At 66.3% G+C, this 21,801-nt stretch carries 20 protein-coding genes; 10 read left to right on the top strand and 10 right to left on the bottom strand.

Annotated features, from left to right (window positions below):
- The first annotated feature begins 63 nt into the window (after positions 1–63).
- The 3 genes from pdhA to CHB74_RS07775 are packed head-to-tail and all read left to right on the top strand — an operon-like array spanning position 64 to position 3,742.
- Positions 64–1,149: a pyruvate dehydrogenase (acetyl-transferring) E1 component subunit alpha gene (gene pdhA / locus CHB74_RS07785; protein ID WP_089219060.1), complete on the top strand. Its 1,086-nt coding sequence runs from the start codon at positions 64–66 to the stop codon at positions 1,147–1,149.
- Positions 1,149–2,537 carry a pyruvate dehydrogenase complex E1 component subunit beta gene (locus CHB74_RS07780; protein WP_089219059.1) on the top strand — a complete coding sequence of 463 codons (1,389 nt, stop codon included), beginning with the start codon at positions 1,149–1,151 and terminating at the stop codon, positions 2,535–2,537. The genes pdhA and CHB74_RS07780 overlap by 1 nt, the downstream gene beginning before the upstream one ends.
- Entirely contained in the window at positions 2,528–3,742 is a 1,215-nt protein-coding gene (locus tag CHB74_RS07775; protein ID WP_342746580.1) for a serine hydrolase domain-containing protein, read from the top strand. The genes CHB74_RS07780 and CHB74_RS07775 overlap by 10 nt, the downstream gene beginning before the upstream one ends.
- On the opposite strand, the gene CHB74_RS07770 is transcribed toward CHB74_RS07775, so the two are convergent.
- The 4 genes from CHB74_RS07770 to CHB74_RS07755 form a co-directional block, all read right to left on the bottom strand.
- The gene (locus CHB74_RS07770; protein ID WP_089219058.1) at positions 3,733–5,112 is read right to left on the bottom strand and encodes a methyl-accepting chemotaxis protein; all 1,380 of its coding nucleotides are present in this window, start codon (positions 5,110–5,112) and stop codon (positions 3,733–3,735) included. The two genes, CHB74_RS07775 and CHB74_RS07770, sit on opposite strands and share 10 nt — an antisense overlap.
- 54 nt (positions 5,113–5,166) lie before the next feature.
- Positions 5,167–5,724, bottom strand: coding sequence for a hypothetical protein (locus tag CHB74_RS07765; protein WP_089219057.1), 558 nt, complete (start codon positions 5,722–5,724; stop codon positions 5,167–5,169).
- Positions 5,725–5,842: 118 nt separating this feature from the next.
- Positions 5,843–7,366 carry a fumarate hydratase gene (locus CHB74_RS07760; protein ID WP_089219056.1) on the bottom strand — a complete coding sequence of 508 codons (1,524 nt, stop codon included), beginning with the start codon at positions 7,364–7,366 and terminating at the stop codon, positions 5,843–5,845.
- A 182-nt stretch (positions 7,367–7,548) separates the two neighbouring features.
- Entirely contained in the window at positions 7,549–8,334 is a 786-nt protein-coding gene (locus tag CHB74_RS07755) for a DUF2189 domain-containing protein (RefSeq protein ID WP_179220755.1), read from the bottom strand.
- 623 nt (positions 8,335–8,957) lie between these two features.
- Here CHB74_RS07755 and CHB74_RS07750 point away from each other — a divergent pair.
- The 5 genes from CHB74_RS07750 to CHB74_RS07730 all read left to right on the top strand — a co-directional run bounded on the left by CHB74_RS07750 (position 8,958) and on the right by CHB74_RS07730 (position 13,383).
- The gene (locus CHB74_RS07750) at positions 8,958–10,868 is read left to right on the top strand and encodes a ribonucleoside-diphosphate reductase subunit alpha (protein ID WP_089219055.1); all 1,911 of its coding nucleotides are present in this window, start codon (positions 8,958–8,960) and stop codon (positions 10,866–10,868) included.
- Positions 10,869–10,885: 17 nt separating this feature from the next.
- On the top strand, positions 10,886–11,152 hold the full coding sequence (locus CHB74_RS07745) for a hypothetical protein (RefSeq protein ID WP_089219054.1): 267 nt from the start codon (positions 10,886–10,888) through the stop codon (positions 11,150–11,152).
- 90 nt (positions 11,153–11,242) lie between these two features.
- Entirely contained in the window at positions 11,243–12,295 is a 1,053-nt protein-coding gene (locus CHB74_RS07740; protein ID WP_089219053.1) for a ribonucleotide-diphosphate reductase subunit beta, read from the top strand.
- Positions 12,296–12,397: 102 nt separating this feature from the next.
- Positions 12,398–12,880, top strand: coding sequence for a DUF3592 domain-containing protein (locus tag CHB74_RS07735; protein ID WP_089219052.1), 483 nt, complete (start codon positions 12,398–12,400; stop codon positions 12,878–12,880).
- Positions 12,881–13,008: 128 nt separating this feature from the next.
- On the top strand, positions 13,009–13,383 hold the full coding sequence (locus CHB74_RS07730) for a glycine zipper 2TM domain-containing protein (protein WP_089219051.1): 375 nt from the start codon (positions 13,009–13,011) through the stop codon (positions 13,381–13,383).
- A gap of 85 nt (positions 13,384–13,468) precedes the next feature.
- Here the strand turns inward: CHB74_RS07730 and CHB74_RS07725 are convergent, their stop codons facing one another.
- The 3 genes from CHB74_RS07725 to CHB74_RS07715 form a co-directional block, all read right to left on the bottom strand.
- Positions 13,469–14,356, bottom strand: a complete 888-nt coding sequence (locus CHB74_RS07725) for a hypothetical protein (protein ID WP_089219050.1) — start codon at positions 14,354–14,356, stop codon at positions 13,469–13,471.
- 123 nt (positions 14,357–14,479) lie between these two features.
- Complete coding sequence (locus tag CHB74_RS07720; protein ID WP_089219049.1) at positions 14,480–15,082, bottom strand: YdeI/OmpD-associated family protein; 603 nt, start codon at positions 15,080–15,082, stop codon at positions 14,480–14,482.
- 28 nt (positions 15,083–15,110) lie between these two features.
- Positions 15,111–15,785 (bottom strand): arylesterase, encoded by a 675-nt coding sequence (locus CHB74_RS07715; RefSeq protein ID WP_089219048.1) that lies wholly within the window; start codon positions 15,783–15,785, stop codon positions 15,111–15,113.
- Here CHB74_RS07715 and CHB74_RS07710 point away from each other — a divergent pair.
- Positions 15,784–16,479 carry an ABC transporter ATP-binding protein gene (locus tag CHB74_RS07710; protein WP_089219047.1) on the top strand — a complete coding sequence of 232 codons (696 nt, stop codon included), beginning with the start codon at positions 15,784–15,786 and terminating at the stop codon, positions 16,477–16,479. The two genes, CHB74_RS07715 and CHB74_RS07710, sit on opposite strands and share 2 nt — an antisense overlap.
- Complete coding sequence (locus CHB74_RS07705; RefSeq protein ID WP_089219046.1) at positions 16,476–18,971, top strand: ABC transporter permease; 2,496 nt, start codon at positions 16,476–16,478, stop codon at positions 18,969–18,971. The genes CHB74_RS07710 and CHB74_RS07705 overlap by 4 nt, the downstream gene beginning before the upstream one ends.
- Here the strand turns inward: CHB74_RS07705 and pgeF are convergent.
- The 3 genes from pgeF to lgt all read right to left on the bottom strand — a co-directional run bounded on the left by pgeF (position 18,966) and on the right by lgt (position 21,757).
- Positions 18,966–19,733, bottom strand: a complete 768-nt coding sequence (gene pgeF / locus CHB74_RS07700) for a peptidoglycan editing factor PgeF (protein ID WP_089219116.1) — start codon at positions 19,731–19,733, stop codon at positions 18,966–18,968. The genes CHB74_RS07705 and pgeF overlap by 6 nt on opposite strands.
- A 25-nt stretch (positions 19,734–19,758) precedes the next feature.
- Positions 19,759–20,811 carry a class I SAM-dependent methyltransferase gene (locus CHB74_RS07695; protein ID WP_089219045.1) on the bottom strand — a complete coding sequence of 351 codons (1,053 nt, stop codon included), beginning with the start codon at positions 20,809–20,811 and terminating at the stop codon, positions 19,759–19,761.
- A gap of 73 nt (positions 20,812–20,884) precedes the next feature.
- Positions 20,885–21,757: a prolipoprotein diacylglyceryl transferase gene (gene lgt, locus CHB74_RS07690; protein ID WP_089219044.1), complete on the bottom strand. Its 873-nt coding sequence runs from the start codon at positions 21,755–21,757 to the stop codon at positions 20,885–20,887.
- Positions 21,758–21,801 lie beyond the last annotated feature (44 nt).

Genomic DNA, 21,801 nt, shown 5'->3' with positions numbered 1-21,801 from the left:
GAATCGGCCCGCTGCGGCCTATAGACCTCCCCGATATCCTATTCTCCACAGGAGCGTTTGAGCTTGGCCAAAGCAGCACAGCCGCGAACCCGGAAGGCGCCCGCCGCGGCCGCCCCGAAATCGGCGGTATCCGCCGCCCCCGCATCCAACCGTGAGCGTCCGGCCGAACCCGTCCGCTATAAGGCGTCGAAGCAGGAGATGCTCGACTTCTACAGCCAGATGCTGCTGATCCGCCGGTTCGAGGAAAAGGCCGGGCAGCTATACGGCCTCGGCCTGATCGGCGGCTTCTGCCACCTCTATATCGGCCAGGAAGCGGTGGCCGTTGGCCTCCAGTCCGCGCTCGAAGTGGGCAAGGACAGCGTGATCACCGGTTATCGCGATCATGGCCACATGCTCGCTTATGGCATCGATCCCAAGGTCATCATGGCCGAGCTGACCGGCCGCGCCGCCGGCATTTCGCGCGGCAAGGGCGGCTCGATGCACATGTTCTCGGTCGAACATAAATTCTACGGCGGCCACGGCATCGTCGGCGCGCAGGTGTCGCTCGGCACCGGCCTTGCCTTCAAGCACAAATATGCCGGCGATGGCGGCGTCGCGATGGCCTATTTCGGCGATGGCGCGGCCAACCAGGGCCAGGTGTATGAATCGTTCAACATGGCCGAGCTGTGGAAGCTCCCGATCATCTTCGTGATCGAGAACAACCAATATGCCATGGGCACGAGCGTCAACCGCGCCTCGTCCGAAGACCAGCTCTACCGCCGTGGCGAAAGCTTCCGCATCCCCGGCATCCAGGTCGACGGCATGGACGTGCTGGCCGTGCGCGGCGCCGCCGAGGAAGCGGTGGCCTGGGTCCGCGCCGGCAAGGGGCCGATCCTGCTCGAGCTCAAGACCTATCGCTATCGCGGCCATTCGATGTCCGACCCCGCCAAATATCGCTCGCGCGAGGAAGTGCAGGCGGTGCGCGACAAATCCGATCCGATCGAGCATCTGAAGAAGGAGCTTGAGGCGGCCGGCGTGACCGAGGACGAGCTGAAGGCGCTCGAAAAGGATATCCGCAAGGTGGTGCAGGACGCCGCCGATTTCGCCGAGGAAGCGCCCGAGCCCGAGCTTTCCGAACTCTATACCGATGTGCTGGTGGGGCAGTATTGATGGCCATTGAACTGAAGATGCCGGCGCTTTCCCCCACCATGGAGGAAGGCACGCTTTCGAAATGGCTCGTCAAGGAAGGCGACGCCGTGAAGTCGGGCGACATCCTTGCCGAGATTGAGACCGACAAGGCGACGATGGAGTTCGAGGCGGTCGACGAAGGCACGATCGCCAAGATCGTCATCGCCGAAGGCACGGACGGCGTGAAGGTGGGCGAAGTGATCGCCCTGATCGCCGCCGAGGGCGAAGATGCGTCCGCCGTCGAAGCCGCGCCGCAGGCGGCGCCCGCCGCCAAGGCCGAAGCGCCGGCCGAGGCCGCGCCCAAGAAGGCCGAAAGCGGCACGCAGCAGCTGGTGGCGCCCGCCGCCCGCGTCAGCGTTGCCGATCCCGATATTCCCGCCGGCACCGAAATGGTGAAGACCACCGTGCGCGAAGCGCTGCGCGACGCCATGGCCGAGGAGATGCGCGCCGACGAGACCGTCTTCGTGATGGGCGAGGAAGTCGCGCAATATCAGGGCGCCTACAAGGTGACGCAGGGCCTGCTCGACGAATTCGGCGACAAGCGCGTCATCGACACGCCGATCACCGAATATGGCTTTGCCGGCGTCGGCAGCGGCGCTGCGATGGCGGGCCTGAAGCCGATCGTCGAGTTCATGACGTTCAACTTCGCCATGCAGGCGATCGATCATGTCATCAACTCGGCCGCCAAGACCAACTATATGTCCGGCGGCCAGATGCGCTGCCCGATCGTGTTCCGTGGCCCCAACGGCGCGGCCAGCCGCGTCGGCGCGCAGCACAGCCAGAATTACGGGCCATGGTATGCCGCCGTTCCCGGCCTGATCGTGATCGCGCCTTACAGCGCGGCCGACGCCAAGGGCTTGCTGAAGGCGGCGATCCGCTGCCCCGATCCGGTCGTCTTCCTCGAAAACGAGCTGATGTACGGCCACAGCTTCGACGTGCCCAAGCTTGACGATTATGTCCTGCCGATCGGCAAGGCCCGCATCGCGCGCGAAGGCAAGGATGTGACGCTGGTCAGCTATTCGATCGGCGTGGGCGTCGCGCTCGAAGCCGCTGACAAGCTGGCGGCGGAAGGCATTGAGGCGGAGGTGATCGACCTGCGCACGCTGCGTCCGCTCGACAAGGAAACCGTGCTCAAGTCGCTCGCCAAGACCAACCGCATGGTGGTGGTCGAGGAAGGCTGGCCGGTGTGCTCGATTGCGTCGGAAATCGCGGCGATCGCGATGGAGGACGGCTTCGACGATCTCGACGCGCCGGTTCTGCGCGTCACCAACGAGGATGTGCCGCTGCCTTATGCGGCGAACCTCGAAAAGGCGGCGCTGATCAAGTCCGACGACGTGGTCGCCGCGGTGAAGAAGGTGACATACCGCTGAGGCGTGGCCGGCGGCAATGGTGGGGAGGGGCGGCGCGCCTGATCGCGCTCTCCCTTGCTCTCGTTGCCGCGGGCTGCACCACGTCCGCCCCCATCGGTCAGGTTCGGGTCGATTTCGATCGCGCCGGTGAAAAAGCGGTCTGGACCGAGGGACTGGCGGATCGCGCGCGCGGCCGCGCGATCGGCGCGGACGATCCGGTCCGCATCGCCTCCATCTCCAAGCTGGTCGTCGCTATCGGCGTGATGCGGCTGGTGGAGGAAAAACGGCTCGATCTCGACGCCGATATTTCCGCGACGCTGGGCTATCCGGTCCGCAATCCCGCTTTTCCGGATGTGCCGATCACGCTGCGCCTGCTCTTGTCGCACCGCGCCGGGCTGACCGACGCGTCGGATTATGCCCTGCCGCTCGACGCACGCATCCGCGACACATTGGCCGATCCGAAGGCGTGGGACGCCGCACATCGGCCGGGCGCCTTTTTCCGCTATGCCAACCTCAACTTCCCGGTGGTGGCGAGCGTGATGGAGGCGGTGACGGCCGAGCGGTTCGACCGGCTGATGGCGCGGCTGGTGCTGGCGCCGCTGGGCATCGACGCCTGCTACAACTGGCCCGGTTGTTCCGATGCGGCGGTGGCGCGGGCGGTGGTGCTCTATGACGGCAAGGGGCGGCCGGTGCGCGACGATCTGGGCGGGCGGCGGCCCGATTGCCCGGTCACGCCGGCGCGCGACGGCACCTGCGACCTCGCCGGCTGGCGGCCGGGCGCCAATGGCGCGATCTTTTCACCCCAGGGCGGCTTGCGCATTTCGGCGCGCGATCTTGCCCGGATCGGGCGGTTGCTGCTGAACGACGGCATGCTGGATGGCGCGCGCCTGTTGACCCCGGCATCGGTGGCGACACTGGTCGGCCCGGAATGGGGCTTTGACGGCCGCAACGGCGCGACCGAGCACGGCTTTTACTGCCGCTATGGCCTGGCCGTGCAGATGCTGGCGTCGGCGCAGCCGGGTTGCCATGACGATCCGTTCGGCGACGGGCGCCCGCGCGTGGGACATGCCGGCGATGCTTATGGCCTGCGCTCCGGCCTGTGGATCGATCGTGCGGCGGGCACCGGGGTCGCCTTCTTCGCGACCGGGGTAAGCGCGGGGGATCGCGGCCGGGATTCGGCCTTCACCGGGGCGGAGGAGAGGCTGGCGCGGCGCCCTCAGCCCTGATCGGCGTAAGCGAGCTGCAATATGCCCCAATGCTGGCCGGCGACGTGGATCGACGCGATCACCTGCTTGAGCAGCATCACCCCGCCGCCGGCGACCGGACGGCGATAGGCCTTGAGCCAGAAGGGCTGGGTGATCCGGCACTGCACCCGCTGGTCTTCATAATCGAAGAACACCTGATGCCGGCTATGTTCGGCATTCCACACGGCATCGTCGCGCCGGGGCAGCGAGCGTTCGGGCATCTGCACCGCGCCATAGGTGTTGCGATCGGTGAGCGACATGCCGAAGAAGCCGGGCAGGGCGCGGGCCTGTTCCTGATAGGGCCGCGCGGCGGCGACCATGAAGGCGGTGGCGGGATGTTCGAACTGCTGGGGATCGCTGCCCGCGATCGGCGCATAATGTTCGGAAAAGAACGCCTCGCGCGTGATCCGCCCGGTGGCGATGTCGGCTTCGAGCGCGGATATGATGGCGGTCGCCGCGTCCAGCGCGAAGCGGACATAGGGGCTGTCGGGGATTTCGACGCCGGTTTCCGCCATGTGCTGCAACAGCACGTTGGTATCGTCGCTGACATGGCTGAGCCGCTGGCTGAGCCGGACGAGATCGGCGGCGTTGGCACCGGATGTCGCCGACAGGGCATCGAGGCCGCCGCGAATGCCGGAAACCGAGCCGATGATCGATTCCAGGCTGCCGGCCACCGCATCGCTATTGTCCGAAAGGCCGCGCATCAGGGTGGAGAGGCTGCCGACGAGCGTTTCGATTTCCTGGGTGCCGTGATGGGCCGATCGCGCTTTCTCGACGCCGGTGCCGATCCGGCACAGCATCGCCTGCGCCTCGGCCGTCAGCGCGCCGATCGATTGATTGATCTTTTGCGTGGCGGCGGCGGTTTCCTGCGCCAGCTTCTTCACCTCGCTTGCCACCACCGCGAAGCCGCGGCCCGATTCACCGGCGCGCGCGGCTTCGATCGTGGCGTTGAGCGCGAGCAGGTTGGTCTGGCCGGCGATCTCGCTGATCGCCTCGGTAACGCTGGCGACGGTGGCGAGCGCGGCATTGAAGCTGCCGAGGCCGGCGTGGATCTGGCTGACCTGTTCGATCAGTTCGACGACATTGTCGGTCGCGGCGTGCAGGCGTTCGCTGGAATCGGCGATCACGCCGCGCGCGGCCGACGCCTTTTCCTTGGCGTCGCGCGCGGTTTCGGCGACGGCGGAGCGATCGCGTTCCAGCCGATCGGCATCGTCGCCGATCCGTTCCACCGTATCGGCCTGTTCCGTCACCCGTTCGGCGAGCGCGGCGATATCCGCCTGCAGATCGAGCGTCCTGATCCCCAGGTCACCCGATAGCCTGGCCGCCTTGACCACCGTTTCTGCGATCTGCATCCGGCAATTCCCCACTGAATGGCCGGATTATGCGCAAACTTGGCTAACAAGCCGTCAACGCGCGGGTGCGGACCGGGCACGCCTTTCACGCGCGGTCTTGAGCCGGTAGCGCCGGGCCTCGACCCGGTCGTTCAGCAGCGCCGAGATCGCCGTCTCATCGCGGTGGAGCCGGCTGCGATGCAGAAAGGACAGGCCGACGACGATGCCGATCATCACCAGCGGCGGCAGCAGCAGCAGCGTGCGGAGGAGTGGCCCGACATTGCTGGTCCACCCCATATAGACGGAAAAGCTGACCATCGACGCGAACCAGAACAGCAGATAGCGGCTGGTGCTGGTCGGCGTGCGGAAGCGGCCACGGATCTGCGTGCCGTTGCCGTCGCGATAGATGCGGGCGTGGAGGCCGAATTCGCTGTCGTCATGCTTGCGGCGATGGCGGCAGGCGATGTGGAGCGTCGATCCGCGCGCGACGCCGGCAAAGACCATGTCCGCGCCATCATCGGCAAAGGCGAGGTCCTGTGCGGGGACGAGCATTCCGGCCAGCCGCTCGACCACGGTTTCGGGCGGTAAGGGGGATCGGTAGCGCGCGTCGCGGCCGGTGATTTCGGGGATCATGCCGGGCGCTCGGAAAATGGGAGCGCGTTCCCGTGCCGCGCCCATGCAGGGGCGCGGACGGTGCCCGCCGGGACGGCACTGGCCGCCGCCGGCAGGGAAAGCGAGAACGCGCCCGCGATCATGCGTTCTCGAGCAGCTTTTCCTTGGCGATCTTCTCGCGCCAGACCAGCGGGGCCATGTGGTGGACGTTCTGGCCGGTGGAATCCACCGCGACCGTCACCGGCATGTCCTGCACGTCGAACTCGTAGATCGCTTCCATGCCGAGATCCTCGAAGCCGACGACCTTGGCGCCCTTGATGGCGCGCGCCACCAGATAGGCCGCACCGCCCACCGCCATCAGATAGGCGGCCTTGTGCTTCTTGATCGATTCCACGGCGGCCGGGCCACGCTCGGCCTTGCCCACCATCGCGATCAGCCCGGTCTGTTCGAGCATCATGTCGGTGAACTTGTCCATCCGGGTCGCGGTCGTCGGGCCGGCGGGGCCGACGACCTCGTCGCCCACCGGATCGACCGGGCCGACATAATAGATCACCCGGCCCTTGAAGCTGACCGGCAGTTCCTCGCCCTTGGCCAGCATGTCCTGGATGCGCTTGTGCGCGGCGTCGCGCCCGGTGAGCATCTTGCCGTTCAGGAGCAGGCGATCGCCCGGCTTCCAGCTCGCCACGATCTCCGGCGTCAGCGTATCGAGATCGACCTTGATCGCTTCCTTGCTGGGGGTCCATTCCACCTTGGGCCATTCGTCCAGGCTCGGCGGATCGAGATAGGTCGGCCCCGAACCGTCGAGGGTGAAGTGGGCGTGGCGGGTGGCCGCGCAGTTCGGGATCATCGCCACCGGCTTCGACGCCGCATGGGTGGGATAATCCATGATCTTCACGTCGAGGATGGTGGCAAGCCCGCCCAAGCCCTGCGCGCCGATGCCGAGCGCGTTCACCTTGTCGAAGATCTCGATGCGCAGCCGCTCGATATCATTCTGCGGCCCGCGCTCCTTCAGCTGGGCCATGTCGATATGGCCCATCAGCGATTCCTTGGCGAGGCTCATCGCCTTTTCGGCGGTGCCGCCAATGCCGATGCCCAGCATGCCCGGCGGGCACCAGCCGGCGCCCATCTGCGGCACCATCTCCAGCACCCAGTCGACGATCGAATCCGACGGGTTGAGCATCTTGAACTTGGACTTGTTTTCCGAACCGCCGCCCTTGGCCGCGACGTCGATATGCACCTTGGCGCCGGGCACCATCTCCACGCTCATCACGCAAGGGGTGTTGTCCTTGGTGTTGACGCGGCTGAACGCGGGATCCTTCAGGATCGAGGCGCGCAGGCGGTTTTCGGGGTGCAGATAGGCGCGGCGGACGCCTTCATCGACCACGTCCTGCAGCGATTTGTCGCTGTCGAGCAGGCACTGCTGGCCCCACTTCACGAACACGGTGACGATGCCGGTATCCTGGCAGATCGGGCGGTGGCCTTCGGCGCACATGCGGCTGTTGGTCAGGATCTGCGCGATCGCGTCCTTGGCCGCCGGGCCCTGTTCCGCCTCATAGGCGGCACCCAGCGCCTGGATATAATCCATCGGGTGATAGTAGCTGATATATTGGAGTGCGTCGGCGACGCTCTCGATCAGATCGGCTTCCTTGATGATGACGGTCATGTGGCCCCTCGAAGGCTGGATCGGACGCGATTTCGATTGTGTCGCGGCGTCCCTACGCCCGTGGCCGGAGGGGTGCAATCCCGTAGCGACGGGCGGCCCTGGCGGGAAATATGGTGGGGTGCGGCCTGCGCCACCGCCCGGTCGTTATGACGATCCGGGCGGTGGCGCCTCCGGTCCAGCCCTTACCGTTCCACCAAACGCGTATAGAGGTGCCAGGTTGCGTAGCCGAGCACCGGCAGCACCACGGCGAGGCCGACGAACAGCGGCATGCAGCCGATCACCAGCAGCGCCGCGACGATCAGGCCCCAGGTGCCCACCGTCACCGGGTTATGCGCCGTCGCCTTGAACGAGGTGGCGATGGCGGTGCCGACATGCACGGGCTTGTCGACCAGCATCGGGAAGGTGACGACGCTCGTGGCCAGCGCGAGGATGGCGAAGCCGAGCCCGACGAGATTGCCGAAGATGACGAGCTGCCAGCCTTCGGTGGTGGTGAACATCTGCGTCAGGAAGGCCGAGACGGTGAGGCCGCTGCTCTGGCCGAAGCTGCCCTGATAAAGCCGCCATGCGGTGCCGACCCAGGCAAGGAACAGCAAGGCGAGCGTGAGCGTGGCGAGCACCAGTTCGCGCCCCGAATGGCCGAACCACGGATCGAAGAAATGCGTCCAGCTCGATTCGAGGCCCTGTTCGCGGCGCCGGGCGAGTTCGTAGAACCCCGTCGCCACCGTCGGCCCGAGCAATGAAAGCCCGGCGACCAGCGGGAAGAGCAGGGGTGTCAACTCGCCATTGAGCGCGAACCAGGCCGCGATGAAACCCACCAGCGGATAGATGAAGCCGACGAGCACGATATCGCCGCGCTTCTCCCTGAAATCGGCCCATCCTTCGGCAAGCGCCCAGCGCAGATCGGCCATGCCGATCTTGCGGACATGCGGAACGGTATCGGTGACGGCGGCTTTGGGAATTGCGACCATATGCATGCCCTCCTTGTGCCGGCAGGCGGGCAGGCGCCCGTACGCTGCGAGCATCAATTCGGCCGCCGGCCGGAGGGACGCATCACGATCGCGACCCGGGAACTCAGCCCTGGTCGGCGGCGGATGGCAAAGTTTACGCCCGGCCGGCACCATCCCCAAGCGAAATCGCCTTCCGACGCCGGCACCTGGTGGCAGGGTCCAAATGATTGAGTCCCCGATGCATCGGGCGATGAATATTTTTTCGTTTCTCTTGTGTTCTCTTGCGCGCGACGGGAGTGCTGGGAAATCCACGCGTCGCGCCTGATGAAGCGCCCGATGGGTGCGGTGAAGCGAATCACGGGGGCGACCAGCCGAACCCCTGTCCAGCAAAATTCGGCCTTGCGTCCGCAGGCGGATCGGGCACTATGGATAGTGGTGATGCCAGGGGGCTGGCCCAAGAGATTGTTAACGCCGCGCCGCACCCCATATTGCGGAAGGGCCGTTCGCGTCTCTCAGAAAGGCGGGGATAAGCCGAAATTCGGCCTCCCCTTGCGGCCCCTCCATGCTACCCTCGGGGCGCGTTGCTCCGAGTCGAACATTTTGGGAACGAATGGCCAACCGGGCCACCAGACGAGGCGCGCGACATGGACCTTTCAGGCAGCAACAACGAAGCGGGCGCAAGCGACGTGGCGACTATCCTCGACAACCCGAAGGCCGATGCGGCCCCGGCGATCGACAGCAACCAGGGCGCGATCAAGGCGCCCTATCCGGTCGAGGTCGATCATGGCCGCGACGCGCTGCTCACCGATTTCGGTAAGGAGACGCTGAAGGATCGCTATCTGCTGCCCGGTGAGAGCTATCAGGATCTCTTCGTGCGCGTGGCGTCGGCTTATGCCGACGATGCGCCCCATGCCCAGCGGCTCTACGACTATATCTCGAAGCTGTGGTTCATGCCGGCCACGCCGGTGCTGTCGAACGGCGGCACGGGGCGCGGCCTGCCGATCAGCTGCTATTTGAACTCGGTTGACGACAGCCTTCAGGCGATCACCGAAATCTGGAACGAGAATGTCTGGCTCGCTTCGCGCGGGGGCGGCATCGGCACCTATTGGGGCAATGTCCGCGGCATTGGCGAACCGGTCGGCCTCAACGGCAAGACGAGCGGAATCATCCCCTTCGTCCGCGTGATGGATTCGCTGACGCTCGCCATCTCGCAGGGCAGCCTGCGTCGTGGTTCGGCTGCCTGCTATCTCGATGTCAGCCATCCGGAGATCGAGGAGTTCCTCGAAATCCGCAAACCCTCGGGCGATTTCAACCGCAAGGCGCTGAACCTCCACCACGGCGTGCTCTTGACCGATGCCTTCATGGAAGCGGTGCGCGACGGCCGCGAGTGGGAGCTCACCAGCCCCAAGGACGGCAGCGTCCGTGGCAAGGTCGATGCCCGCGCGCTGTTCCAGAAGCTTGTCGAAACCCGGCTGGCGACGGGCGAGCCCTATATCGTGTTCGCCGACACGGTGAACCGCGCGATGCCGCGCCACCACCGCGAACTCGGCCTCAAGGTCTCGACCTCGAACCTTTGTTCGGAAATCACGCTGCCCACGGGCCGCGACCATCTGGGCAATGATCGCACGGCCGTCTGCTGCCTCTCCTCGCTCAACCTCGAGACGTGGGACGAGTGGAACGGCGACAAGCAGTTCATCGAGGATGTGATGCGCTTCCTCGATAACGTGCTGACCGATTATATCGACCGCGCGCCCGAAGAGATGGCGCGGGCCAAATATTCGGCGATGCGCGAACGCTCGGTCGGCCTCGGCGTGATGGGCTTCCACAGCTTCCTCCAGGCGCGCGGCCTGCCCTTCGAAGGGGCGATGGCCAAGAGCTGGAACCTGCGCATGTTCAAGCACATCGCCGCGAAGGCCGAAGAAGCGTCGATGCTGCTCGCCACCGAACGGGGCCCGTGCCCCGACGCAGCCGAACGCGGTGTGATGGAACGGTTCAGCTGCAAGATGGCGATCGCGCCGACCGCTTCCATCTCGATCATCTGCGGTGGCACTTCGGCCTGCATCGAACCGATCCCGGCGAATATCTACACGCACAAGACGCTGTCGGGCAGCTTCTCGATCAAGAACGTCTATCTGCAGAAGGTCCTGGCCGAAAAGTCCAAGGATTCGGATGCGGTGTGGAACTCGATCCTCGAACAAGGCGGATCGGTCCAGCATCTCGATTTCCTGAGCCAGGAAGAAAAGGACACGTTCAAGACCAGCTTCGAGATCGACCAGCGCTGGCTGATCGAGCTGGCGGCGGACCGCACGCCCTATATCGATCAGGCGACGTCGCTGAACCTGTTCATCCCGGCCGACGTGGAAAAGTGGGATCTGCTGATGCTCCACTTCCGCGCGTGGGAACTGGGCATCAAGTCGCTTTATTATCTGCGGTCGAAGTCGATCCAGCGCGCGGGCTTCGCCGGCGGGGTGGAGGCGGACAACACGCCCGATCTCAAGAAGATCGAGCTTGCCACCGACAGCACCGATTATGACGAATGCCTGGCGTGCCAATAACAAGGGCGATCGAGATCATGACCACTCCGGGCTGGGCGTTGATCGTGCCGATCGCGGTGTTCAACATCGTCATCGGCCTGTGGAGCCTGCGCGATGCCGCGCGGCATGAACGCTATATCAAGAGCCGCATCGGCGCGGGCGACCCGTTCTTCGAGGAACAGAGCCGCCACCCCGATTTCCCGGGGATGAAGGAGGTCAGCTCCGCCCGCGCCAAGGGCATCATCCTCTCGCTTTCGGGCGTTGTGTTGCTGATGCTGCTATATCTGCCCCGGCTGACGGGCTGATTGTTTGGCGTCATCCCAGCGTAGGCTGGGATCCGGCCGCCACAAGAGTTTGAATATCCCGGCCCGCCGGGATGACGAAGGAAGAACGCCATGCCTCTCCTCCAGGCCTCCCGCACCTACAAGCCCTTCGAATATCCGTGGGCGTTCGAATATTGGAAGCGCCAGCAGCAGCTCCACTGGCTGCCCGAGGAAGTGCCGCTGGGCGAGGATTGCCGCGATTGGGCGCAGAAGCTGACCGATCATGAGCGCAACCTGCTGACCCAGATCTTCCGTTTCTTCACGCAGGCCGATGTCGAGGTGCAGGATTGCTACCACGACAAATATGGCCGCGTGTTCAAGCCGACCGAAGTGAAGATGATGCTGACCGCGTTCAGCAACATGGAAACGGTCCACATCGCGGCCTACAGCCACCTGCTCGATACGATCGGCATGCCTGAAACCGAATATTCGGCCTTCCTCCAATATAAGGAGATGAAGGACAAGCATGACTATCTGGCGCAGTTCGGCGTCGATAGCGACGAGGATATCGCCCGCACGCTCGCCATGTTCGGCGGCTTCACCGAAGGGCTGCAGCTGTTCGCCAGCTTCGCCATGCTGATGAACTTCCCGCGCTTCAACAAGATGAAGGGCATGGGCCAGATCGTCACCTGGTCGATCCGCGACGAGACGCTGCATTGCGAAGGCATCACGCGCCTCTTCCACGCCTTCGTGAAGGAACGGAACTGCCTGACGCCGGCGGTGCGCGACGACATTCTCGATCAGTGCCAGAAGACGGTGCGCCTGGAAGACGCCTTCATCGATCTCGTCTTCGAAATGGGCCCGGTGTCCGGCATGACGCCCAAGGACATCAAGAAATATGTCCGCTACATCGCCGATTGGCGGCTGGGCCAGCTCGGCTTCAAGCCGATCTACATGATCGACGAACATCCGCTGCCGTGGCTGGCGCCGCTGCTCAACGGTGTCGAACACGCCAATTTCTTCGAAACCCGCGCCACCGAATATTCCAAGGCCGCGACGCGCGGCAACTGGAACGAGGTGTGGGACGCCTTCGATCGTCGCAAGGCGGCCAAGGACAGCCCGGCCGCCAACGAGGATGTGGCGGGCGAGGATATGTTCAGCCGCGCGGGCGTCGCGGCGGAATAAGGGCCGGTTGCGGCGGGCAACGCACGCCGTTGCCCGCCACCCGCCAATTATGACATCCTTCCTCCCCACGGGCGCGTGCATCCATGGGGGGAGGGTAAGGCGATGTGGCCGAAGATTCTGTTCTTCTGCGTCGGGCTGCTGATCGCTGGCAGTGCCGGTGGCGTCTATGGCTATGGCCTCTATCGCTACGCCGTCGCGGAATCTGCGTGGGAGGAAACCGACGGCCGGATCCTGGCGTCCGAATATAGCGAACATGTCAGCGAGGATACGGACGGATCGAGCAGCACCTCCTACCGCGCGCATGTCCGCTATCTCTATGCGGTCGGCGGGCGGGAATATCGCGGCCGGGCAATCTGGCTCTATTATCATATCCCGATCGACGATCGTTTCGACGCGCAGGATCTGGTGGAGGCTTTTGCCGCAGGTCGGACGGTGCCGGTCTATTATGATCCCGCCGACCCCGGCGATGCCGTGCTGATCGTCGAACCGCCGTCGCTCTGGTGGCTTGCCGGCGTCGCCTTTGGCCTGCCTTTCCTGCTGGTCGGCCTGTTCGCGCCGCGTTTCGACATGCGGCCGCTGGCCTGAGCGGCCTTAAGCGCCTCGATCCGTTGTTTTCCTTCGGCCAGATGAACGAGCCGTCGCTGTCCGTTCAGGCGAATCGTGCAACAAGGCCCCGGTAGTCGCACTGAAGCGTACGAAAGGGAGAACAGAACATGCGCAAGCTCATCCTCGCCGCGATCGCGGCCGCCGTCATGGTTCCCACCGCCCCGGCCCTGGCCGATCGTGGCGATCGCGGACATGGCCGGTATGACGAGCGCCATGGCGGCAAGCATTATGACAAGCGCGGCCATTGGAAGGGCGACCGCTATTATTCCAACGGCCGTTATGATGGCCGTCGCCTGAGCCGCAACGATCAGGTGTGGCGGGGCAATGACGGTCGCTACCACTGCAAGCGCGACAATGGCACGACCGGCCTGATCATCGGCGCCGCGGGCGGTGCGCTGCTCGGCCGGATGATCGACACCAATGGCGATCGCCTGCTCGGTACGCTCCTGGGCGGTGCGGGCGGCGCGCTGCTCGGCCGCTAGATCGACCGTGGCGATTATCGCTGCCGTTAAGTGACGTTGTTGGAAAGGCGCCTGTTGCGCCTTTCCGGCTGGACGGGGAGGCGGCTTACATGGCCTCCCCGTCGGCACCGAACTCGATGAGCCGCCAGCCAGCGGCCGTCTTGCCGAAATAATAGCCATAAGGCCCGCAGAACAGCACGAAGCGATCCCCCTCGCGGATCGGCTTAGCGGTCATAAGGCATGGCCGCTGGGGCGGCGAAAACAGGCTCATCCACAGGCTGTCGAACTCGTCCGCTTCCATCCGGTGGCCTTCGAAGGCGAAGGGGAAGGCGATCAGCGCCTTCACGCCCGCCTGATCTTCCCTAGCGATTGCATCGCCAAAGGCGCGGCGAAAGGCGGCGAAGTCATCGGGCAGGCCGCTGAGGTCGGGCGCGGCGGCGGGATGGAGCATGGCGGGCCCGCCCCCGCGCGGCGGGCCGAGTTCCAGCCGGGTGATCCGGCGTTCGCTGTCATACCAGTCGTCGGCGAAATAGGCGGCCTTCGCCCACATGCCGTCGCGGATCGCGACCGGCGGATCGGCCGAATTGGTGAAGGACGCCTGGCTGGGATAACCGTTGACGATGAAGGTGAACGGCGTTTCGCCGACATAGAAATATTCGTAGGTCGTCGTGTCGTACCGATCGAAGCTGGTGACGCCCACCCCGCGCGACGAGCCCGCCCAGCGCCGTTCGGACCAGCGCTTGTGGCCGCTGACCGGGCCTTCGGCGGTGACGATATCGCCTGCCTTGGCCCGTGCCTGCACGCGGGCATGATCGGCGAAGGGGAGCGCCACCGTCAGCAGCGCCAGCAGCAGCGTGAAGATCGCAGCCCATTTCCATGCGCCCCGCCCGGCGGATTTCCAGAGCCATAGCGTCAGCAACAGGCCGCCCAGCGGAAAGAGCAGGAGCAGCCATGGATCGAAGGCCGTGCCGGCCGCATCATGCACCAGCTTCATCGCTTATGCCCTTTCGCTTAGAGCGATTTCAAACCGGGTGGCACATCCGGCGGCTCGGAAATCGCGGCATATCAGGAAAATAGAGCGGTTGATCTGATGCAGGCAGAGCAGCCGATCGGGCGATCAGCAGTTTTCATATTTCCAGTTGCGACGCTTGCCTTCGGCCAGCCATTCCACCGCCTGCGCAAGCCGCCGCGCGCGGGTTTCGGGGCGCTTCGCCTCGAAGATCCAGTCGACATATTCGCGTTGCTGGCCGGGTGGGAAGCCATCGAAGCTGGCCTGCGCCGCCGGATGGGCGGCCAGCGCCGCGATCAGATCGGCCGGCGGTTCGGCTGGCGGCCGGGCGTGTTTCAGCGGGCGCGGTGTCTTGGTGCCCTTGTCGATCAGGGCCATGCCCCGCGTGATGAAGCCGGCCAGCGTGGCGTCATCGGGCAGGTCGGCGATCGTGGCGATCCGGCCGAACTGGCCCATCGCGCTCCGTTCTTCGGGCGTGCCCGTCACTTCGGCCCCGCGCCAGAAGCCGAAGGCGGCATGGCCCTTGAACGCGGCCATGCTGCACAGGATCTGCCCCTTGTAGAGGAAGGCCGGGCTGGACCATTTGATCGCTTCCTCGACCTCCGGGCAGGCGGCGTGCACGCGGTCGCGCAAATGCGTCAGGATCGGCCGGGCGAATTCCGCCTTCCGTTCGATATAGGCATCCACCCGATCGTCGCGCGTTCCGCCCATCGCCGCTCTCCTGGTGGCGTGGCGCCTGCTATTGCGCCAGCGCCTTGCGCACCTGTGGCAGGATGCCCCGCACGATCACGTCCACCCCGCGCGGATTGGGGTGCATCCCGTCCTTCAGCAGCAGGGCGCGGTTGGCGGCCACGCCCTCCATGAAGAAGGGATATAGCGGAAGGCCGTGCTTGCGCGCCAGCGTGGGATAGATGGCGTTGAATTCCTTCGTGTAAGCCGGCCCCATATTGGGCGCGGCACGCATGCCCGCGATCAGGACGGGCACCTTGCGGCGCTTCAGGTCGGTCAGGATCGCGTCGAGGTTCAGCCGCGTCTGCGCATTGGGCAGGCCGCGTAGCATATCGTTGGCGCCGAGTTCGACGATCACGAGATCGGGCCTGGCCTTCAGCGCGCCGAGCACCCAGCCCAACCGCGCCTTGCCCTGAGCGGTGGTATCGCCCGACACGCCGGCATTGTGGACGTGCGCGGCCACCCCGCTCTTGCGCAACGCGGCTTCGAGGCGCGGCGCGAAGCCTTCGCCCGGTTTCAGCTGATATCCCGCCATCAGGCTGTCGCCGAACGCCACGACCAGCCGGTCGGCGGCATGGGCGGGCAGGGTAACGAACAATGTCAGCAAAGCGGCGGCATGGACAATCAGCCGGCGCACGCCATATGCGAAACGATCTGGCCTCAAAGGGATACCTTCCTTCATCATGTCAGCCGACAATATCGCCATCCATGCCCGGAATGTCACGCTGGCGCTGGGCAAGGGCGAAGCGCGCGTGGATATCCTGCGCGGGATCGACCTCGCCATCGCCAGGGGCGAGACGGTGGCGCTGCTGGGGCCCTCGGGATCGGGCAAATCATCGCTGATGGCGGTGCTCTCCGGGCTGGAACGGGCCGATAGCGGCGAGATCCATGTGGCGGGCGCCGATTTCGGCGCGATGGACGAGGACGCGCTGGCCAAGGCGCGGCGTGGGCGGATCGGCATCATCCTGCAGGCCTTCCACCTGCTGCCGACGATGACCGCGCTGGAAAATGTGGCGGTGCCGCTGGAACTGGCCGGGCAGGGCGATGCCTTCGCCCGCGCCCGTGCCGAGCTGGAAGCGGTAGGGCTTGGCCATCGCACGGGCCATTATCCCGCCCAGCTTTCCGGCGGCGAACAGCAGCGCGTGGCCATCGCCCGCGCGGTCGCCCCCGCGCCCGCCATCCTGTTCGCCGACGAACCCACCGGCAATCTCGATGCGAAAACCGGCGCGGCGATCATGGACCTGCTGTTCGGTCGCCAGCGCGAAACCGGCGAAACCCTGCTCGTCATCACGCACGATCCCGCGCTGGCCGCGCGCTGCGGCCGGGTGATCGAGATGCTTGACGGCCGCATCGTGCGCGACAGCGCGGCGGGCCGATGAACCTTCCCCTCACGCTGGCGCTGCGCGATCTGCGCGGGGGCTTTGCCGGGCTCCGCCTGCTGGCCGTTTGCCTGTTTCTCGGCGTCGCGGCGCTGGCCGGAGTGGGCAGCCTTTCCACCGCGATCACCTCCGAACTCGCGTTGCAGGGCCAGTCTATCCTCGGCGGCGATGTCGAGATGGAGATCGTTCAGCGCACCGCCGACGACGCCGAGCGCGCAGCCTTCGCGGCCGCCGGCGATCTTTCGGAAACGATCCGTATGCGGGCCATGGCCTCGCGCCCCGATGGCAGCCAGGCGGCGCTCGCGGAGCTGAAGGGCGTCGATGGCGTCTATCCGCTCTACGGCCAGTTTCGCCTCGCGCCCGGCGCGCTGGCGCCGCGCCCGGCGGGTCGCGACGTTGCCATCGCCCCGGCGCTGGCCGAACGGCTGCAGGTGAAGCCGGGCGATCCGATCCGCATCGGCGACGCGGAATTGCGCGTCATCGGGCTCATCGCGGAGGAACCCGATCGTGTCGGCGAAGGCTTCACCTTCGGCCCGGTCGCGCTGGTCGATATGGACGGGCTGAAGGCGACGGGGCTCGTCCAGCCGGGCAGCCTCTATACCACGCGCTACCGCATCCGGCTTGCCGATGGCGTCGATGCCGGCGCCGTCGCCAAGCGCCTTGCCGATCGTTTCCCCAGCGCCGGCTGGGAGGTGCAGGACCGGACCAATGCGGCGCCCGGCACGCGGCGCTTCATCGGTCGCCTCGGCCAGTTCCTGATGCTCGTCGGGCTGACCGCGCTGGCGGTGGCCGGGATCGGCGTGGGCAATGGCGTGACATCCTATCTGGAAGGCAAGCGCGGCGCGATCGCCACGCTGAAGGCGCTGGGTGCATCCTCGCGCACGATCTTCCTGTCCTATCTGATCCAGATCGGGCTGATCGCGGGCGCGGGTATCGTGGCCGGCCTCGTCGCGGGCAGCCTGGTGCCGCTGGCGGTCGTCGCCGTCGCGGGCGATGCGCTGCCGGTGCAGCCGCGCTTTGCCGTGCATCCCGGCCCGCTCGCCTTGGCCGCGCTTTATGGCGTGCTGATCACGCTGCTCTTCGTCCTCGCCCCGCTGGCGCGCGCGCGCGCGGTGACAGCCGCCTCCCTGTTCCGGGGCGGGGTGGAGGGCGCGGCACGCCCGACTGGCCCGGTGATCGCCGCGATCGGCCTGACATTGACGGCGATCGTGGCGCTCGCCGTCGGCACCGCGCGTGACCCGCTGTTCGCGGCGATGTTCGTCGGCGCGGCCGCGGGGCTCCTGCTCCTGCTCACCGCGCTTGGCTGGCTGGTGCGCCGTGTAGCGGCGGGCCTGCCGCGTTCGCGCCGCCCGCTCGTCCGCCTTGCCGTCGCCAACCTGCATCGCCCGGGCGCGCAGACGGGCCGGCTGGTCGTCGCGCTTGGCCTCGGCCTCACCCTGTTCGCCACGCTGGCGGTGGTGGAAACCAACCTGTCGGGGCAGATCCGCAGCACCGTGCCGGCCAAGGCACCGAGCTTCTTCGCGCTCGATATTCCGGTGGAGGACAAGGATCGCTTCCTCGCGCTGGTCGCCGCCCAGGCCCCGGGCGCCGAGGTGAAGATGGTGGCGTCGCTGCGCGGGCCGGTGGTGTCGTTCGGCGGCAAGCGCGTCGCGGAGCTCAAGGAGCTACCCGAAGGCGCGTGGATATTGCGCGGCGATCGCGGCCTCACTTATGCGGCGACGCCGCCCGAAGGGAGCCGCATCGTGGCCGGCAAATGGTGGCCGGCCGATTATCAGGGGCCGCCGCTCGTTTCGCTCGACCTAGAGGCGGCGCGCGCGCTCGGCCTCGGCATCGGGGACGAGATCATAGTCTCGGTGCTCGGCGTCGAAGTGCCCGCGAAGATCGCGTCGTTGCGCGAGATCAAGTGGGACACGATGGGCTTCAACTTCGTGCTGGTCTATTCGCCCGGCGTGCTGGAAGGCGCCCCCCACAGCTATATGGCGACGATCGCCATGCCCGAAACTGGGGAGGTGACGCTGAACCGGGCGATCACGCAAGCGTTCCCCTCGGTCTCGCTGATTCGCGTCAAGGAAGTGATCGGTCAGGTGGCGGGCGTGCTCGGCCAGCTTTCGACGGCGGTGCGGGCCGCCGCGTCGGTCGCGCTGGCGGCGGGGATCGCGGTGCTGGTCGGCGCGATTGCGGCGTCGCGTCGTGCCCGCATCTATGATTCGGTGCTGCTCAAGCTGCTTGGCGCGACGCGCGGGCAGGTGCTGGCGGCGCAGGCGATCGAATATGCCGTGCTGGCGCTGATCCTTTCCATCCTTGCCGCCGGCATCGGCGCGGCAGCGGGCTGGTATGTGGTGACCCGTGTGTTCGAACTCGACTGGGCGACCGACTGGCGGGTGGTGGGCGTCACGCTGGCGATCGGCGGTTTCGGCACGCTCGCGCTCGGTCTTCTCGGATCGCTGCCCGCGCTCGCCGCCCGCCCGGCGCGGGCGCTGCGCGCGCTATAGACCGATCAGCGAGACCTGGCGGCCATAGCCCGGCTCGCCGCGATGCGTGGCGCGGCGGAAGCTGTAGAAGCGATCCTCATGGGCATAGGTGTCGAGCCCCAGCGCCGCGACCCGGCCGATGCCCGCCGCCGCCAGCTGCGCGGTGACATAGGCTTCGATATCGAACTGGTGATGCCCGTCGCGCACGCCATCGGCAAAGAAGCGTTCATTCTCGGGATCGGCTTCGGCGAAGCGGCGGAAGAAGCCGTCGTCGACCTCATAGGAGGCGCGGGCGATGCATGGCCCGATCGCCGCGACGATGCGGCCGCGATCCGCGCCGAGCTTTTCCATCGCGGCGATGGTGGCATCGGTGACGCCGTTGATCGCGCCCTTCCAGCCCGCATGGGCGGCACCGACCACCCCGGCCGCCGGATCGGCGAACAGCACCGGCACGCAATCGGCGGTCAGGATGCCGAGCAGCAGGCCGGGCCGGTCGGTGACGAGCGCATCGGCATGGGGGCGGGCATCATCGGCAAAGGGCGCGGTGACCGCCACCGCATCCGCCGAATGCACCTGATGCAGCGTCACCAGCGCCGCGCCCGGCGCGACGGCCGCCACCGCCCGCCGCCGATTTTCGAGAATCGCGTCGCGATCGTCGTCCGATCCCAAGCCGACGTTCAGCCCGGCATGGATGCCGGTGGAAACGCCGCCCCTGCGGCCGAGAAAGCCATGGCGGACATCGCCCAGCGAAGGCGCGCGGATCGGTTCGACAATATCGGTCATGCCCCCGCCCATAAGGCAAGTCGGCTCAGTCGTCGAACCCCGCCGGCTCGGGCCATTCGGGGGCGGTGAGGGCCATCACCTTGAACAATTCGCCCATCTCCTCGGCATGGGTCAGCCGATGGCGCGCGGCGGCGATTTCCTCGCCGCGATGGGGCGATCCCTGGGTCAGCGCGGCGGCGCGGGCGCCGATGCCCAGCCGTTCGAGCCATTCGCCCTGGCCGATGGGGCCGTGGACATGCAGCCCTTCGCCGCGCGCGGCATGGTCGAGTGCGGTGAAATCGACATGCGCGGTCAGATCGCGCGTTCCGGGCCGGGCGAAGGGATCGGCATAGGCATGGGCATGGACGGCCTGCAGCGTATCGCCCGCCGCATAGCCGGCATAGCCATAGTCGACGATGATCGCGACGCCGCCCTGATCGGCGATGCGCGACGCGATGTCGCGCGCGATCGAAACCGAGGCGGGGGAACTTTCCAGGATGCTGCCGGGCTGCGCATCGTGCAGGCGCGGCGGCACCAGCGCATCGACCGGCAGGTCGCCGGCCACCGGCACAAAGCCGTCAGGGCCATAAGCGACCATCCGTTCGCGCCAGCCGTTGACCGAGCGGACGAGCTGGCGGATCGGCAGCGCATCGAAAAACTCGTTCGCAACGACGAGCAGTGGCTTGTTGGTCGGCAGCGTCGAAAGATCGTCATGCCAGGCGGCATTGGGAAAGCGTTCCGCCTGCGCGGCGCGGAGCGCGGGGCTGGTTTCCACGAAATGCACCGCCGGCGTGAGGCCCACGGCGCGCATCGCCCGTGTCGCATCCTGCGCCAGCGTGCCGCGCCCCGGCCCCAGTTCGACATAAGCGACGTCGCTTTCGCCCGCCTGCTGCCACAGATCGGCCAGCCACAGGCCGATCAGTTCGCCGAACATCTGGCTGATTTCGGGCGCGGTGATGAAATCGCCCGCCGCGCCCAGCGGATCGCGCGCGGCATAATAGGCCCCGTTGGCCTCCGCCATGAACTGCGCGATGGGAATGGGGCCCATCGTCTCGATCAGGCGGACAAGGCGATCCTCACAGGAAAACGGGGCGGTCATGCCGCCCCGTCTCCGTCTTTTCGGTTCGTTGCGCAAGCCGCCCCGGCCGTCATTAAGGCTGTTCCGGCGGGCTTCAGGGGACGCTCTCGCCGCCGGCGATCGGCTCGACCCGCTGGCGCCGGCCCTTGGCGGTGACGATGAGGTAGAGGCCGCCGAGAATCATCGGCACGGTCAGCCACTGGCCCATGCTGAGCCCGGTTTCGACCGCGAACTGCATCAGCTGCGCGTCCGGTTCGCGGAAGAATTCGACGGTGAAGCGGCTGAGGCCGTAGCCGAGCAGGAAGGTGCCGACGAGCTTGCCCGGCTGGTAGCGCGCGTCCGTCTTCCAGAACAGGAACCACAAGACGGCGAACAGCACCACGCCTTCGAGCCCGGCTTCATAAAGCTGGCTGGGATGACGCACGACTTCGCCGCCGCGCGGGAAGATCATGCCCCAGGGCGCGTCGGTGGCGCGGCCCCACAGTTCGCCATTCACGAAATTGGCGAGCCGGCCGAAAAGCAGGCCGAAGGGCACGCAGCAGGCGACATAATCGTGGATGCGCAGCCAGTTGAGCTTGTTCTTCCACGCCAGGTAGATGATGCCCAGCGACACGCCGATGACGCCGCCGTGGAAGGACATGCCGCCTTCCCACAATTTCAGCACATCGAGCGGGTTCTGCCAGATTTCCGGCTGGTAGAAGGTGACATAGGCCAGCCGCCCGCCGAGCAGGATGCCGAGCGTGGCATAGAAGACCATGTCGTCGGCGTGGCGCCGCGCCATCGGCGCGCCGGGCTGGGCCAGCAGCTTGAGCAGATACCACCAGCCGATCAGGATGCCGCCGATATAGGCAAGCGAATACCAGCGAAGCTTGAACGCGCCGAAATCCATACCCGGAACGACCGGGGACAGGCCGAGGTCTTCGAAACGTATGGCTGCCGTAGCGTCAGCGAGGAAGGTCAGGATCAAGGCTTTTCCCCGAGGATTTTGGCCCTCATAAAGGGCACGACAAG

Source organism: Edaphosphingomonas laterariae (assembly GCF_900188165.1).
GTDB lineage: Bacteria > Pseudomonadota > Alphaproteobacteria > Sphingomonadales > Sphingomonadaceae > Sphingomonas_E > Sphingomonas_E laterariae.
The sequence above is the reverse complement of the archived record's forward strand: the minus strand, read 5'-3'. Positions and strand labels throughout refer to the sequence as shown.

Bases quoted from the DNA above. Each gene is read 5' to 3' on its own strand.
- CHB74_RS07780 (WP_089219059.1), top strand. From the start codon at position 1,149: ATGGCCATTGAACTGAAGATGCCGGCGCTTTCCCCCACCATGGAGGAA.
- CHB74_RS07770 (WP_089219058.1), bottom strand. From the start codon at position 5,112: ATGCAGATCGCAGAAACGGTGGTCAAGGCGGCCAGGCTATCGGGTGAC.
- CHB74_RS07765 (WP_089219057.1), bottom strand. From the start codon at position 5,724: ATGATCCCCGAAATCACCGGCCGCGACGCGCGCTACCGATCCCCCTTA.
- CHB74_RS07760 (WP_089219056.1), bottom strand. From the start codon at position 7,366: ATGACCGTCATCATCAAGGAAGCCGATCTGATCGAGAGCGTCGCCGAC.
- CHB74_RS07755 (WP_179220755.1), bottom strand. From the start codon at position 8,334: ATGGTCGCAATTCCCAAAGCCGCCGTCACCGATACCGTTCCGCATGTC.
- CHB74_RS07750 (WP_089219055.1), top strand. From the start codon at position 8,958: ATGGACCTTTCAGGCAGCAACAACGAAGCGGGCGCAAGCGACGTGGCG.
- CHB74_RS07745 (WP_089219054.1), top strand. From the start codon at position 10,886: ATGACCACTCCGGGCTGGGCGTTGATCGTGCCGATCGCGGTGTTCAAC.
- CHB74_RS07740 (WP_089219053.1), top strand. From the start codon at position 11,243: ATGCCTCTCCTCCAGGCCTCCCGCACCTACAAGCCCTTCGAATATCCG.
- CHB74_RS07735 (WP_089219052.1), top strand. From the start codon at position 12,398: ATGTGGCCGAAGATTCTGTTCTTCTGCGTCGGGCTGCTGATCGCTGGC.
- CHB74_RS07730 (WP_089219051.1), top strand. From the start codon at position 13,009: ATGCGCAAGCTCATCCTCGCCGCGATCGCGGCCGCCGTCATGGTTCCC.
- CHB74_RS07725 (WP_089219050.1), bottom strand. From the start codon at position 14,356: ATGAAGCTGGTGCATGATGCGGCCGGCACGGCCTTCGATCCATGGCTG.
- CHB74_RS07720 (WP_089219049.1), bottom strand. From the start codon at position 15,082: ATGGGCGGAACGCGCGACGATCGGGTGGATGCCTATATCGAACGGAAG.
- CHB74_RS07710 (WP_089219047.1), top strand. From the start codon at position 15,784: ATGTCAGCCGACAATATCGCCATCCATGCCCGGAATGTCACGCTGGCG.
- CHB74_RS07715 (WP_089219048.1), bottom strand. From the start codon at position 15,785: ATGATGAAGGAAGGTATCCCTTTGAGGCCAGATCGTTTCGCATATGGC.
- CHB74_RS07705 (WP_089219046.1), top strand. From the start codon at position 16,476: ATGAACCTTCCCCTCACGCTGGCGCTGCGCGATCTGCGCGGGGGCTTT.
- pgeF (WP_089219116.1), bottom strand. From the start codon at position 19,733: ATGACCGATATTGTCGAACCGATCCGCGCGCCTTCGCTGGGCGATGTC.
- CHB74_RS07695 (WP_089219045.1), bottom strand. From the start codon at position 20,811: ATGACCGCCCCGTTTTCCTGTGAGGATCGCCTTGTCCGCCTGATCGAG.